This is a genomic window from Bdellovibrio sp. (assembly GCF_047637665.1).
Taxonomy (GTDB): domain Bacteria; phylum Bdellovibrionota; class Bdellovibrionia; order Bdellovibrionales; family Bdellovibrionaceae; genus Bdellovibrio.
Map to the genome: position 1 here is coordinate 15,628 of NZ_JBLJBT010000034.1, position 12,688 is coordinate 28,315.

The following is a 12,688-nucleotide window of genomic DNA, read 5'->3' on the forward strand; positions in this document are numbered from 1 at the left end:
TTCCTCATTCCAGACCTTGGTTCGGTAACCTTAAAGCTGTTTTTTCCGATAAGTGGACGGATGAAGATAGAAAAAGAAAAGGTCCAGCTTCAAGCTTTGCAACTTTCTCCGAACGCGGATGGAGGGACCCTGACTCTTTTGGAAAGTCGCAAAAGCTATCGCTTAAACCGCCTGCACTTTTCTTATGTGGATATCTTAAGAAACGCCGGGAGCATTGAGGGCCTTGTCCAATTCTTTCTGGGGCAAGGGTGGCTGGTGAGCTTTAGAGAGCTCTACAACCTTCTTCAATTTCTTGTCGCCGAAAATATCGTGCAAAATCCCTCCTTCAAAAGCTACTTTCTTGATCAACCTAATCAAGAAGTTCACTTTCACAATGCGGCTTTAGAAAAAGGGGCGACTTTATCCCTCAAAGCGCAAGACCTTCCGTTCTTTCGCTCTCTGGAACCTGCGTTGGCAGCTTATCTCCTACAAAAAGCGGAACGACTGAACGCTCCCCCTCAAGCCCGTATTACTCAAGCCGGAAAGAAAGAACGGGATCTCTATATTCTTTTGAAAGGTCAAGCAGCCATCTATCGCGTATTAGATGAAAAAAGACGCCAGAGAATCGCCACTTTGGGACCTGGGGCCATCTTTGGAGAAACTGGATTTCTTTTGAATCTGCCACGCACCGCAGACGTCATCACCACCCAGGCGTCAGAAATCTTACGAGTTCCCCATTTGCCGGAATTCGATTCGTTGATTAAGTCCGACAAAGCACAGAGTCTGCAGCACCGTTTCTGGGTCCTGCAGGCTTTAGCCTCTTCGCCTTTTTTTAAGGATCTGCCGAATGAAAGTTTGGACAGCTTGATATTTACCGGCAAACTTTACCAAGCCCCCGCTCATCAAGTGCTTTTCCAAGAGGGGCAACCTGGCAACACCTGCTACATTCTGATTCAAGGAAATGTCGTCGTAAGCCAAAAAGGAAAAAACATTAACGTCCTTGCGCAGGGGTCTTGTTTTGGAGAGATTTCTCTTTTAGTAAGTGGCGGACAACGAACGGCCACAATCACAACACAACAAAACTCGATTCTTCTGGAAATCCATCAAAACGATTTCTACCGCGTCCTCTCGCAGAACATCTTTTTGGCTAAAGACATTGAAAGTCTCGCGGCTCAACGACTGGAAAACGACGCGAACAGAGCCAAGTAGTTCTTAAAAGTTAGGGTTTCCCCGGGTTGATGGCAACCACCTCGGACACCAAGGTTCCAATCTTGATTTTCGACTCAATACGAAGAATGTATTTTCGATCGTCATCCGAAAGCCAAATGAAGTTGTCACCAATAGGCTTAAACTTGCCCTTCAATACGATATTGGGCTGAACCACGATGGCCTTCATAGGACCCAACTTCGTATCCAAAACTTCACGGCGAAGAGCTTTGCCAGAGAAAACAAGATTTTCCTTATCGTTCGCCACGCGGAAGGCATATTCTTTCCCAGGCTCCCATTGAAAGTTACGCATGTAATAAACAGCACTGTAGACATTCTGCGAGAATGGCAAAATCTCCCACTCTTGCTTCTTTTCTTCCTCGCCATGATCTTTGGTGACCTTTTTTTCCCAGAACTTGGCGGTATTATTTTCTACGTCAAACAACATCTTGGCTTCCCGCAGTTGGCCCGACTCTTTCACATGAAGTTGGAATACTCTGGGAACAAGATCCTCATAATCAACAAAAATTTCAGCCCGATCATCGACACTATAGAAAGTGCTGAACAGGGAGCTGGTTTTAATTTCCATAGAAAACGTGTAGGACTTTCTATTGTTCACCATGGAGTACGGCTCTACCTTGATTCGCAACTCTCCCGCAGAGACTTTAAAATAATGCACATCATGAATTACTTCTTCGCCCACACGAAACGGATCTGCGATAGGACGACGACTTCCCTCTTCAAATCCCACGGTATCTTCAATGTCAGGTTGACGGATCACCACTTTGGGTTCTTCCGGTGCCGCCTTAGGCGCTTCTTTCGCCTCCTTCACGGGCTTTTTTTTGACGGGGGTTTTCTTTTTGGCTTGGGGCAGATTCGGTGTTTGTTTTTTCTCTGGCGGAGCTTGGATCTCAGCCTTTTTATCGGTCTCGCTGCCCACGGTGGCTTCCGGAGGTTTTACAATCTTCACGGCCTCTTCAAACTCTTCATTCTTTTTTAACTGCTCCACTTTGTCATACTTCAATAAGCCGGTGGAACAAGAGACCAGCAACAATGCAAATAGGAGTGTTCCAAAAGGCACTGAGAACTTCACGGGAGACCCTTCTTAAGATGGTTACGTTCTCTATCTTCAAGCACACTTTCCTCAGAGTCCATCTCTGGCTAAAAACTGCAGTGAAGTTTTTCAAAAATGGAAGAGGAAGCTGGACTATGGGCGGTGTTCTTCACTCCTACGCCAAGGCCTATCATAGCGGGATAGAGCATGGTTCAACTCTTCTATGTAAACAGGTTTCCCCAGAAAATCATCCATCCCTGCTTTCAAGCATTTCTCGCGCTCCCCCTCTAGAACATTCGCCGTCATGGCGATGATAGGAATTCGAGACAGTTTTTTCTCACTCTCTATTTTTCTGATTTCCCTTGTCGCTTGATAACCATCCATCTCTGGCATAAGGCAATCCATCAAGATCAAATCATATTGGATATTCCGAAAAGCTTCGATCGCTTCCACTCCATTTGCGACAGCCTCGACATCATATCCAAGCCGTCTCAACTGATAGGTGGAAACCTTTTGATTGGCAGTATTGTCCTCAACCAAAAGAACTTTAAAAAATTTCTTCCTGACAGAGGGTATCTCTTTGTTGGACCATGACGATACACCGCCTCCGCGAATACCTCTGGACTTAAGCACCTTAATCTCTTGTATTTTATCGAGAAGCTTCGAGGGATCCAAAGGATGATAGAGGACACTCACATGACGACTTTTTCTAAGAGCTCCTCCCAAGTTTGCGCCGAGGGGTACAATGACAATCAGTTCCGTCTTGGTATTCTCTAATTCCTGTAAGTGTTCCTCTAGATGGCTTAACATAGGGTCTATCAAATTTTGTCCATAGAATATCACCAGATCATAATGCGAACGACCGGATAGCTCCGACAAGTTGGCGCTCACATGGTGCTGAATATGCCAACTGCTGAATTGCTTACCAAAGTCCTCAGCCATCAATTTGCTTTCCGTCAAAATTAAGATACGTAGATTACCAAAATCCATACCGCGAGGACTGACATCTCGCTCTTGACGCTCAATCGGAAACTCAAACGGTAAGGTCACATAGAAGGAGCTTCCCGCCCCCAAAATACTTTCAAAAGTGATAAATCCGTGAAGGGCCTCTGCAATCTTTTTACAGATCGCCAACCCCAGCCCCGTACCGCCGTATTTTCGAGTGGAGGCAGAGTCGACCTGACTGAATGGCTGAAACAGCCTGCCTTGCTTCTCTGCGGGAATACCGATTCCTGTATCTTTGACTCCAAGACGAACATAGTAGGATCGATCGGTCTCTCTTATTTTTTCAGCACTGATTACAATGCCCCCATGTTCCGTGAACTTCACTGCATTACTTAAAAGATTAATAAGAATTTGTTTTACACGTCCAGGATCCCCGTGCACATAAATGGGAAGATCTCTGCCCATATCGTATGTAATGGAAAGACCCTTACTTTGAGCATCAAGGCTGACCAATTCTACGGCACTCTTTATCGCCGTCTTTAGATTGAAATCAATGGGTTCGATGGAAAAACGTCCTGCCTCAATCCTAGAAAAATCCAAAATATCGTTTATAACCTGCAAAAGTCCCTCACCGGCATTCAAGACAGTATTTGCAAACATCTTTTGTTCTTCATCCAAAGGGGTCTCCAAAAGAAGACCGGTCATTCCAAGTACGGCATTCATGGGAGTTCGGATTTCGTGACTCATGTTCGCAAGAAACTCTGATTTGACGCGTGCTGCTTCAATAGCCAAATCCCGAGCATGTTCAAGCTCACTTTCAGTTCTTTTGCGTTCTGTAATATCTATGATAGATGCCAGTACAAACACTTCCCCATCGCGTACCAATGGATTCAGACCAATTTCCACCGGCACCTCTCGTCCGTCCTTCCTAAGGCCGAAAAGATCTCGCCCCTCTCCCATGGGTCGCGCCTGCGGGTGTTCCAGAAATGCTCTTCGTAAAGTAGGATGCGATTCTTTGAATTTCGAGGGAATGAGAAGCTCCACGGGTTTCCCAATCATCTCTTCGCGAGCATAACCGAAAAGCTTTTCAGCTTGGGAGTTCACCAGCACCATTTCTCCCATCTTATTCACCATGATCATGGAATTCGGCGCCGCCTCAACCACCATTCGAAACCTATCTTCCGCTTTTTTACGTTCGGTGATATCAATGACAGCAGTGAGGAAATACATTTCCCCTTCGACATTAATGGGGTTTAGGCCCAACTCCACCGGAATCTCCTGGCCATCCTTGCGAAGCCCGAACAAATCACGCCCGGCCCCCATCGCGCGGGCATGGGGATTTTTGAGGTACTCAGCACGTAAGTGTGGATGATTTGCCCTGAATCTTTCGGGAACCAGCGTTTCCACGACCTTGCCGATCAACTCCCCCTCTTCATAGCCAAAAAGTTTATCTGCCTGAGCATTCGTCAGCACGATAACATCCTTATGCACTACAATCAGTGCATTCGGAGAAGCTTGTATGATCATCTTATAAAATGTTTCACCAAAGTGGGATTTTGAATTAAACATGAATTAGATCATTTCCTTCTTTTTTAGCCGTGACAGCCCAACCTTGGCATGTCTGCTAAAAAACAAGAACTCATCCCGTCAGAGTAACGTTATTAAAGAAGATTTCGATTTTGAGAATCATTCCCTCGATAAGGGCAAGTCAGATATTGATGTCTTAGAAATCTTTCCAGCGACGATGCACCCACATCCATTGCTCTGGATGTTTACGAACAATCTCTTCAAGCTTGTCATTGAAGGCTTGAGTAAGATTCAAGATAGTCTGGTCTTTATCACCAGTGACATAGGGTGCGATTTCCATGGCTGGTTCAAAGACGACATGAAGCTTTTTATCATCCCCTTCATACCCGTAAACGGGTAAAACTGGCGCCTTCGTTTTTTGAGTGAACAAGGCCAAACCGTAGGCGGTGCCGGTTCTTTTTCCAAAGAAGGTAGTCGCAATACCGAAGGGTTTTCCCATGTACTGATCAAGAACAAATACCAGCGCCGCATTTTTCTTAAGCCCTTTTAATATCTCAAACGCATTATTGGAACCATGGGCATCGATGTACTTAACACCTTTAGCGCCGCGAATAGAGAACCATAGATCGTTAAACCATTGGGTTTTAAAACTTTTGGTGATGAGATAAAGCTCCTGTCCTTTCATCGCAATGGCACTGGCCGACAAGTCGCCATTTCCCATGTGCAAACTTAAAAAGAACATTCCCTTTCCCAAGGCTCGCGCCTTTTCGACATTCTCCCATCCCTCGTAGACCACATTTTTTTCAATCCACTCTGGAGTGATCGAAGGAAGATAAAAAAATTCGCCGAAATTATATCCCAGATGATAAACAGATTCTCGTCCCACCTGGCGTTTTTTTTCTTCACTCCAATCGGGGAACGCAATACTCAAGTTATTCATGATGATTTTCTTGCGAAAACCAAAAACATCAAACCAAAGAAATCCCAGCCAGGAGCCTGATTTTCGAAGCCACGTCCGAGGAAACAGAGAACTAATAAAACAAAGTATCTTAACGAAGAAATTGACTAATAATTTCATGAAGGCGTCCCTTCTTCCCTTGTTCGACAACCTCTAAAGAAGCGCTCCACAGCATCGATGGGTCTGATAAAAGATGAATAAGTTTAACCGCGTCCTTTTCGGTCGCTATCAAATAGTCCGCCTCAGATTTGCGGAACTCTTCTTCAATATGCTTCACGTCCTGAGCCGTATATTGATGGTGATCCCGATAATGAAGACTCTTTTTTGAAACCTCACCGATCTCTCTCATCATCTTTTCAAAAACATCCGGACGAGCAATTGCTGACACTAAAAAAAGCTTTTTCCCACGCATCTCTTCGCAAGTCAGAGTGGCCCTGGTCCTGGCATTGCGACACGTTTTAATCTCATACCCAAAATAAAGAATCTCTTTATCCTTGGGAATTCGCTCTTCCAGAGCTTTGAGTTGGTCCTCGCTGGCCAGATTGCATTTCGATAAAATCAAAACATCTGCGCGATTCAAGTTATTCCAAGACTCTCTGGCGCGCCCCTCAGGGAGGACTGCGTAATTATCCAAACTCTCGGTCGCGTCCAAAATAACAATATTCAGATCACGATGAAGTTTGCGATGTTGAAAGCCGTCATCGACAATCAAAAGATCAAATTTATCTTGAGAGATCGCATATCGAGCTGTTTGCCATTTACTGGGCCCGACAAAGACCGACGCGTCGGGATTGGCCTGCGCCAAAAGAACGGGCTCATCACCATAGTAACGAGCAGCAAAGGGGTGTCCGACGTCAACCTCTGAGGGGTTTTCCGCATCCGCACGATACGAACGACTGATCACCGCTACTTTCGTTCCGTTTGCGATCAAAGCTTTCAAACAGAAATCCGTAATGGGCGTCTTTCCTGTTCCCCCCACCGTCAAATTCCCGATACTGATCACCGGCATTGGAGCCTTGTAAACCCCCAAGACCCCACGGTCATAAAGGGAGTTCTTCACTTCCACCACTTGATCGTAAAGAAAAGAAAGAGGTCTTAGGTAAAACTTCATTTCGTCAAATACTCATCCAGGGCCTTCACCACTCTTTGCGTAGCCCCTTTGTCGCCAAGATATTGGCGGAGTTGTCCTAAATCATGAAGAACTTGGTTTTTGTAGTCAGGATCCACAATATAACGTTCCACTAAAGAGGCCAGATGTTCTGGATTGACATCCGACTGCCATCTTTCTGGAACAGCCTCTTTACCCAAAATTAAATTCACCAAACCAAAGTACTTTGTTCCACGCACAAAAATCTTCGCAAAAACTCCGGTCAACCATTTCATTTTATACATGATGACCATCGGTTTCTTCAAAAGACCCACTTGCAACGTGGCCGTTCCCGAGGCCACCAACATGATGTCCACAAGATGAATCATACGGAAGGGTTCGTCCTTGAGTAAAATATAAGGCAGACGGAAATCTTCCAGATACTCCTGCATTTTTTCTTTACTAAAGGTTGGCGCCGTCAGTATGAGCACCTTTAAGTTCGGATATTTTTTCGAAAGAATTCTCGCAGTATCCAATTGAATTTGAAAGTGTTGCTTAAGCTCCATACGACGACTGCCAGGCATGAGTCCCAAAACAATTTCATCATCACGAATGCCGCACTGATTACGATGGGTTTTCAAATAGCCAGCATCATTCACCAGGCGCTCATCCAGCTCATCCAACAAAGGATGACCAACAAATTCGCAAGGAACTTGGTGCTCTTCGTAAAAAGGCACCTCGAAGGGAAACAACACAAGAACTTTTTGACAGTATTTTTTAATGGTTTTGACCCGGCCTTTGCGCCACGCCCAAACCTGCGGAGAAATATAGTAAACAACAGGAATCCCCAAAGCATGCAGCTTTTTAGCCAACATCAAGTTGAACTCGGGGTAATCCATCACGATGGCCACTTTGGGGCGACGCTTTTCTGCTTCCGCCACCAGACGATCAAAGACAGACTTTAAGTGACTGTACTGAGAAATAACTTCAGCAGCACCCACGACCGCCATCTCTTCAGCTTTTCCGAGGCGTTCAAATCCCTGATCTTCCATATCCTGGCTGCCGACGCCAAAGGCGTGGACCTTACGTCCCTGCTTCTTCCAGGTCTCAAGAATTCTTTGAGCATACGTTACGCTGGAGGCTTCCGCCGCCACCATCAATACTTCATCCATTAGGCCTCAATCATTCTTTGCACATCTTCAATCGCTTGAAGAGCTTTAAGACCATCCAGCCCTGTCACGACAGGCGCTTTATCATGAAGAACACAGTCGATAAACGCATCGGTTTCTTTTTGAAGAGCATCTTCTTTATTTACGGTCCACTTGGTGATCTTAACAAGCTCGTCACCTCCAGGTCCCACTTCAACTTTTTCAAGCTCATGAGTTCCCGTGTGCGCGAACAAGGTGCAATCATCTTGAGTCACCCGAATAGATCTTTGCGTTGTCGGAGATACACGACTGACATTGATAATCGCGTGCATTCCATTTTTCATTTTGAAAGACACCGACGCCGTGTCGAGTTCTTTTGAAACCAGTTTAGTTCCAGAACCCACCATCGTTTCAATCTCACTGCCGCTCAACCACAAAAGAAGATCCATATCGTGAATCATCAAATCATGAAGAACGCTGACGTCCGCCCCGCGGGCTTTATAAGGAGCCATACGGGTCAACTCAATCGTCCGTGGATTCTTAAGATATTTTTTCAGTTCAATCACAGAGGGGTTAAAACGTTCGATGTGCCCGACCGCCAACTTCAAGTTGTGTTTTTTTGCTAATGCCACCAACTCTTCCGCCTGAGGAACTGTCGCCGTAATAGGCTTTTCAACGTTCACATGAATGCCATTTTGCAAAAAGAGTTTCGCCAACTCAAAGTGGCTCAAGGTGCTGGCGGCAATCGTCACCAGATCCACCTGACCAATTAAATCCTCGGGGCGATGAAAACTTTTGACACCTAAGTCGCCGGCGATTTTATCCGCTTGAGCGGGGAAGTGGTCACACACCCCGACAAGCTCTACATGGGAATTGTTCTTATATTTTTGAGCGTGGAAGTTACCAAGATAACCAACTCCCACCACGGCCCCACGTAATTTTTTATTAGTCATCGTCCTGCCATCCTTTGGGACTGCGATCTACGGCAATACCACGTTTTGAATTGCGAATGAAGTTGATGAAGTACTCGATATTAGGGCTCAACGTGCACTCGGCCTTGATGCGCTCAATACCTTCTTCCACGGTATGAGAACCCATGATGATGATACGAATGGCTTTATGAACATTGGCGATCTCTTCACGGGGGAAACCCTTCCGAGCCAAACCAATTTTGTTCGTTGCACGGATCGTGGCATAAGTCCCTTGAGCGCGACAGAAAGGAAGAATGTCCTTGTTAACAACCGAAGAACCGGCCACAAAGGCACCGCGCCCGACTTTGGTGAACTGATTGAAGGCACAAACCCCACCAATCGTCACGCCGTCTTCGATTTCACAGTGTCCCCCAAGATGGGAATCATTGGCGATGGTCACGTTGTTACCAATCTTACAGTCATGTCCCACGTGTGTGTAGGCCATGAAGTATCCATTATTCCCGATCTCCGTTTTACCATCCCCTTTGCTGGTTGCGAGGTTTGCGGTTGAGAACTCACGGAAGGTGTTATTATTTCCAATAATCAATTGAGTGGGCTCGCCTTTGTAAGAAAGATCTTGCGGAGGTCCGCCGATCACCGCTCCTGGAGAAAAATGATTGTTCTCGCCGATCACTAAAATCCCGTGTCGAGAACCGAGGGTGACATGCCCTTCGACAAAAGTGCCTTTGCCGATTTTAACTTTACCTTGAATCAAGCAGTAAGGGCCGATTTCTACGTCGTCGCCGATTTCTACTTCTGGAGAGATGACACTGCTTGGATGAATTTTATAATTTGCCATGGAGCTATACCTTAAAACTAAAAAAGGGCCTTCTTAGAGGCCCTTTCGTTATGAACTACTTTTCTTTATCGAAGGCCTTAATCACTTCATCAGTTAAGTCCGTCTCTGGTGTTGCATAAAGCACCATTTGGGAGTTTTCGATGACCATTGCATAGCCTTTGTCTTTTGCAAGTTTCGCGATAACTTTTTTCATTTTATCCAAGATAGGAGCCGTCAACTCGCGCTCTTTCTTTTGGATTTCAACTTGGCTTTTGCCAACGACATCACGGTACTTCAACATTTCTTCTTGGAACTCAGCTTGTTTTTTACCAAGCGCTTCTTCAGAAAGAACAGACTTTTTCTTTTCCAAGTCTTCGCCCATTTTTTTCAAATCAGCTTCTTTCTTTTCGAGTTCTTTTTTCTTCTTATTGAACTCACCTTCCAACTCGGTCTTCGCCTTTTTTCCAGCTGCCGTTGCTTGGATAGCCTTCTGCATGTCTACATAACCAACTTTAGCTTCCGCATGTGCGAAAGATGCCGTCATTAGCATGCTTAGCACGATCAACATTTTTTTCATTAAAATCCTCCTTAAAGGTCTTTTTAAAAAATCCAGGGACCCGGCTTTAGAAGCTAGGACCGATCGAGAACTCAAACACTGTGGCATCTTGATAAAGCGGATTACGATTTAGCGGGAAGCCCCACTCAAAGCGCAACACCCCAATCGGAGAATACCAACGAATACCAAAACCAACGTCCGCGAAGAAATCACCTTCTGCCAACGTGTTGTCCGCTGCACCGACATCAAGGAAACCAGCTCCCATGATGCCAGCTTCTTTAACCAAAGGGAACTGTATTTCTGTCTGGTACATCGCCTGCTGAGTGCCCCCAAAGAAGCGCATCGCACGATCTGTGGCTTCTTTGTCACTAATGCCAGGATTTTGAGCTTTAATCTCATCAAAAATCTTCTTCGAGAACTTCATTTTACCGACACGATAAGAACGGTAACCCCTTAATGAGTAAGGACCTCCCAGCAAGTACAACTCACTGAACGGAACTTCCTGCCCCTCAAGGGAATCGATGCGCGCATATTGGATGTTATTTCGCCACACTACATCCCAGAAAAGGTTTTTGTAGTAACGGAAACTCCCGTTCATGCGAGAGTATTTCAAATCTCCACCTAGACCTGCGTACTCATAGGAGGCGCTGGCATAAAGCCCCTTTGTCGGCATCTGTCGGTCATTACGAGTGTCGTACTCCAACGTTCCCGTCAGTGAGCTTGTCACCCCTGAAGCCGTCGCAAGCGGGAAAAGATCCGTATCCGTAATAGGTTTCCCCGCCGAATCATACTTCGTGGAAAGCTCGGTGTCGTCGTACTTATAACGAAGATAACCACGAGTGTACTCCGCCAAAGGATGGCCGAAACGAAGAGCTCCCCCTTTGTGATTCTCGTCGTAGTCCGCACGGGCTGAGTTCGCACTTTGATAAAGATCTGCACCCACGGACCAAAGAGTGTCATTGAAATACGGCTCGGTGAAAGACAGGCTGTAGTAACTTCCTGTATTACTCAAATTCAAAGATGCACCCAGATTTTGGCCCTTACCCAAGAAGTTCGCCTGATTGACTGAACCTTGCAGAGTAAAACCTTGAGAGGTGCCATAACCTGCTCCCAACTGAATCTGACCGGTGTTTCTTTCTTTCACAGAAATATCCACGTTCATGATCTCAGTGCGTTCCGCATCGATAGAGGTCTTGAAGTTCACCTCTTCAAAATATCCCAGACGCTGAATATTTTCGAGCGACTGACGACGGCGAGTTTCGTTATACAGTTCGCCTTCGTTGATCTTCAACTCACGACGGATAACCTTGTCGCGGGTTTTACTGTTCCCCACCATATTAATTTTGCCGAAGTAAACTTTTGAACCCTTATCAAATTCAAAAATCAAACTCACCTTACGCTCTTTCGCATTGAAAGCCGTACGAGGAATCACGTTGGCATAGGCGTATCCCAAATCGCCGTACTTTGCCGTCAAATCACTGATGTCTTTTTGCAACACATCGTAAGCAAAGACACCGTTGTCGTCGATTTTGATGGTCTCATAAAGTTCTTGTTTCGGAAAAAGAATATCGCCGGCAAAATCCACGTCACCGACTTCGTACTGCTCACCCTCTTCAATGCGAATCGTGATGTAAATATTCTTTTTATCAGGCGTCACCGTCACTTGTGGACGATCCACTTTCGCTTGGACATAACCTTGATTCCAATACAAGAAACGCAAAATCTGCACGTCCCGTTCAAACATCTCTTGTTTGTACTGACCAGATCCACTTAAGCCCGAAAAGAAACCACCCTCTTGAGTCAACATCTTCGACTTCAGTTGCCCGTCCGCCAGATGTTTATTACCTAAGAAAGTAATCTTCTTAACTTTCACCTTATCGTTTTCACGAATCTTGAAAACCAACCGAACCGTTTCATCCTTGGTCAGAACCTGAACGTCTGCTTCCACCTTCGCAAGAAAGAAGCCCTTATCTTCATAAAGCTTTTGAACTTTTTCGACAGCCTCTTTCACTTTGGCCATATTGAGAAGCTGATAAGCTTTGATTCCCGTCGCGTCCCCGATATCCTCGGACTTCACTTCGCTATTGCCTTCGTAAGCAATTTCCACAATGGAAGGCTTCTCTAAAACCTTGTAGGTCAGGACAACATCTTTCCCAGACACCTGACGATCCACTTCGATATTATTGAAAAATCCCAGTTTAAAAAGAGCTTCCACATCTTCGCGAATGTGTTGAGACGAATAGACCTCTCCCGTTTTAGAGAGGATCTTCGCAAGAATAGCGTCTTTTTCAATTTTGCGATTTCCAGAGACTTCGATTTTTTTGATTGTCAGACCAGAAGAAACGGATGCAGCAGAGGCTTGCGTAGGAGCTTTTGCCTTGGCGGTTTTCTTTTTAGCTGGTTGCGCCCAAACCGTCGAAGTGAACGTCGTGATTAGCAGTACACAAAGAAGCTTACTCAAAGTTTTAATTCCCCAACA

Annotated in this window: 10 protein-coding genes; 1 reads left to right on the forward strand and 9 read right to left on the reverse strand. The window is 45.5% G+C overall.

Annotation, left to right across the window (positions count from 1 at the left end):
- The first annotated feature begins 60 nt into the window (after nucleotides 1–60).
- Nucleotides 61–1,188: a cyclic nucleotide-binding domain-containing protein gene (locus tag ACM64D_RS11660; RefSeq protein ID WP_415063397.1), complete on the forward strand. Its 1,128-nt coding sequence runs from the start codon at nucleotides 61–63 to the stop codon at nucleotides 1,186–1,188.
- Between the two features lie 10 nt (nucleotides 1,189–1,198).
- On the opposite strand, the gene ACM64D_RS11665 is transcribed toward ACM64D_RS11660, so the two are convergent.
- The 9 genes from ACM64D_RS11665 to bamA form a co-directional block, all read right to left on the reverse strand.
- The gene (locus ACM64D_RS11665) at nucleotides 1,199–2,278 is read right to left on the reverse strand and encodes a DUF3108 domain-containing protein (RefSeq protein ID WP_415063398.1); all 1,080 of its coding nucleotides are present in this window, start codon (nucleotides 2,276–2,278) and stop codon (nucleotides 1,199–1,201) included.
- A gap of 114 nt (nucleotides 2,279–2,392) precedes the next feature.
- Nucleotides 2,393–4,753, reverse strand: a complete 2,361-nt coding sequence (locus ACM64D_RS11670; RefSeq protein ID WP_415063399.1) for a PAS domain S-box protein — start codon at nucleotides 4,751–4,753, stop codon at nucleotides 2,393–2,395.
- A 154-nt stretch (nucleotides 4,754–4,907) separates the two neighbouring features.
- A complete protein-coding gene (locus ACM64D_RS11675; protein WP_415063400.1) occupies nucleotides 4,908–5,789 on the reverse strand; it encodes a lysophospholipid acyltransferase family protein in 882 nt (293 codons plus the stop codon).
- Nucleotides 5,761–6,780, reverse strand: coding sequence for a tetraacyldisaccharide 4'-kinase (lpxK, locus tag ACM64D_RS11680; protein ID WP_415063401.1), 1,020 nt, complete (start codon nucleotides 6,778–6,780; stop codon nucleotides 5,761–5,763). The genes ACM64D_RS11675 and lpxK overlap by 29 nt, the downstream gene beginning before the upstream one ends.
- The gene (gene lpxB, locus ACM64D_RS11685; protein WP_415063402.1) at nucleotides 6,777–7,928 is read right to left on the reverse strand and encodes a lipid-A-disaccharide synthase; all 1,152 of its coding nucleotides are present in this window, start codon (nucleotides 7,926–7,928) and stop codon (nucleotides 6,777–6,779) included. Before lpxB ends, lpxK begins: the two co-directional genes overlap by 4 nt.
- Nucleotides 7,928–8,857: a Gfo/Idh/MocA family protein gene (locus ACM64D_RS11690; protein WP_415063403.1), complete on the reverse strand. Its 930-nt coding sequence runs from the start codon at nucleotides 8,855–8,857 to the stop codon at nucleotides 7,928–7,930. Before ACM64D_RS11690 ends, lpxB begins: the two co-directional genes overlap by 1 nt.
- Nucleotides 8,850–9,674, reverse strand: coding sequence for an acyl-ACP--UDP-N-acetylglucosamine O-acyltransferase (gene lpxA, locus ACM64D_RS11695; protein WP_415063404.1), 825 nt, complete (start codon nucleotides 9,672–9,674; stop codon nucleotides 8,850–8,852). Before lpxA ends, ACM64D_RS11690 begins: the two co-directional genes overlap by 8 nt.
- A 55-nt stretch (nucleotides 9,675–9,729) precedes the next feature.
- Nucleotides 9,730–10,230: an OmpH family outer membrane protein gene (locus ACM64D_RS11700; RefSeq protein WP_415063405.1), complete on the reverse strand. Its 501-nt coding sequence runs from the start codon at nucleotides 10,228–10,230 to the stop codon at nucleotides 9,730–9,732.
- 46 nt (nucleotides 10,231–10,276) lie between these two features.
- Nucleotides 10,277–12,670, reverse strand: coding sequence for an outer membrane protein assembly factor BamA (bamA, locus tag ACM64D_RS11705; RefSeq protein ID WP_415063406.1), 2,394 nt, complete (start codon nucleotides 12,668–12,670; stop codon nucleotides 10,277–10,279).
- Between the last annotated feature and the right edge of the window lie 18 nt (nucleotides 12,671–12,688).

Bases quoted from the DNA above. Each gene is read 5' to 3' on its own strand.
- ACM64D_RS11660 (WP_415063397.1), top strand. From the start codon at position 61: ATGAAGATAGAAAAAGAAAAGGTCCAGCTTCAAGCTTTGCAACTTTCT.
- lpxB (WP_415063402.1), bottom strand. From the start codon at position 7,928: ATGGATGAAGTATTGATGGTGGCGGCGGAAGCCTCCAGCGTAACGTAT.
- ACM64D_RS11700 (WP_415063405.1), bottom strand. From the start codon at position 10,230: ATGAAAAAAATGTTGATCGTGCTAAGCATGCTAATGACGGCATCTTTC.
- ACM64D_RS11675 (WP_415063400.1), bottom strand. From the start codon at position 5,789: ATGAAATTATTAGTCAATTTCTTCGTTAAGATACTTTGTTTTATTAGT.
- lpxA (WP_415063404.1), bottom strand. From the start codon at position 9,674: ATGGCAAATTATAAAATTCATCCAAGCAGTGTCATCTCTCCAGAAGTA.
- ACM64D_RS11670 (WP_415063399.1), bottom strand. From the start codon at position 4,753: ATGTTTAATTCAAAATCCCACTTTGGTGAAACATTTTATAAGATGATC.
- lpxK (WP_415063401.1), bottom strand. From the start codon at position 6,780: ATGAAGTTTTACCTAAGACCTCTTTCTTTTCTTTACGATCAAGTGGTG.
- ACM64D_RS11690 (WP_415063403.1), bottom strand. From the start codon at position 8,857: ATGACTAATAAAAAATTACGTGGGGCCGTGGTGGGAGTTGGTTATCTT.